1 pseudogene is annotated in these 912 nt (G+C 66.8%); it reads left to right on the top strand.

The features are described from left to right. Positions 1-857, top strand: a pseudogene (locus tag PKE99_RS37860) (nicotinate phosphoribosyltransferase); the annotation flags it as partial. Between the last annotated feature and the right edge of the window lie 55 nt (positions 858-912).

Here is a 912-nt window from a genome sequence, read left to right as displayed (position 1 = left end):
CCGACACGGTGCCGGGCATCCTCGCCGCGAAGCGGTTCTACAACGCCGGCAAGGTCTCCAACTCCGGCCCGAACTCCGAGCACGCCGGGTTCTGCGCCTGGGGCCGCGAGCACGAGGTCGACGCCCTGCGCAACATGCTCGACGTGTACGCCTCCAACGGCGTCGCGCTGCTGCTCACCGACACCTACGACCACGAGAACTGCGTCAAGAAGATCATCGGGATCGAGCTCAAGGAGCAGATCCAGAACTTCCCCGGCCTCGTGGGCATCCGCCCCGACTCGGGCGACATCGTCCAGGTCACCGCCGACACCACCGAGTGGCTCATGGACGCCTTCGGCTACGAGGTCAACTCGAAGGGCTTCAAGGTCCTGCCCCCGTTCATCCGGGTCGTGCAGGGCGACGGCGTGAACTTCCACAGCCTCCCGCAGGTCTACATGGAGCTCGAGCGCCGCGGCCTGGCCGCCGACAACGCGGTCTTCGGCATGGGCGGTGGCCTGCTGCAGCACTGGAACCGCGACACCATGAACTTCGGCCAGAAGGCGTCCGCGGTGTGCGTGAACGGGGAGTGGCGCGACATCGCCAAGTCGCCGACGGGCGCGGCGTTCAAGGTGTCGAAGAAGGGCCGGCTCGCCCTCAAGCACGAGAACGGTGTGTACACCACCGTGCCCAAGGGTTCGATCCCGGAGTCGGAGAACGTGCTGCAGCCGGTGTTCCGTAACGGCAAGCTGCTCAAGAAGTGGGACTTCACCGAGCTGATCGCCCACGCCGAGCGCGAGGTCCCGGAGTCCTACTACATCGAGCACGTCGGGCAGATGCGCACCGTGTCCGACGAGACAGCCGTCACCGCCCGGCCCTGACCAAGACCCTCTGCGGTGGCGAACCACCGCAGGTCACGGTGTCGTCGTGGCCTAC

Source organism: Pseudonocardia halophobica, assembly GCF_027922425.1.
GTDB classification, from domain to species: Bacteria; Actinomycetota; Actinomycetes; order Mycobacteriales; family Pseudonocardiaceae; genus Pseudonocardia; species Pseudonocardia halophobica.
Note: the sequence above shows the minus strand (reverse complement) of the source record. Positions and strands in the feature narration are given on the sequence as shown.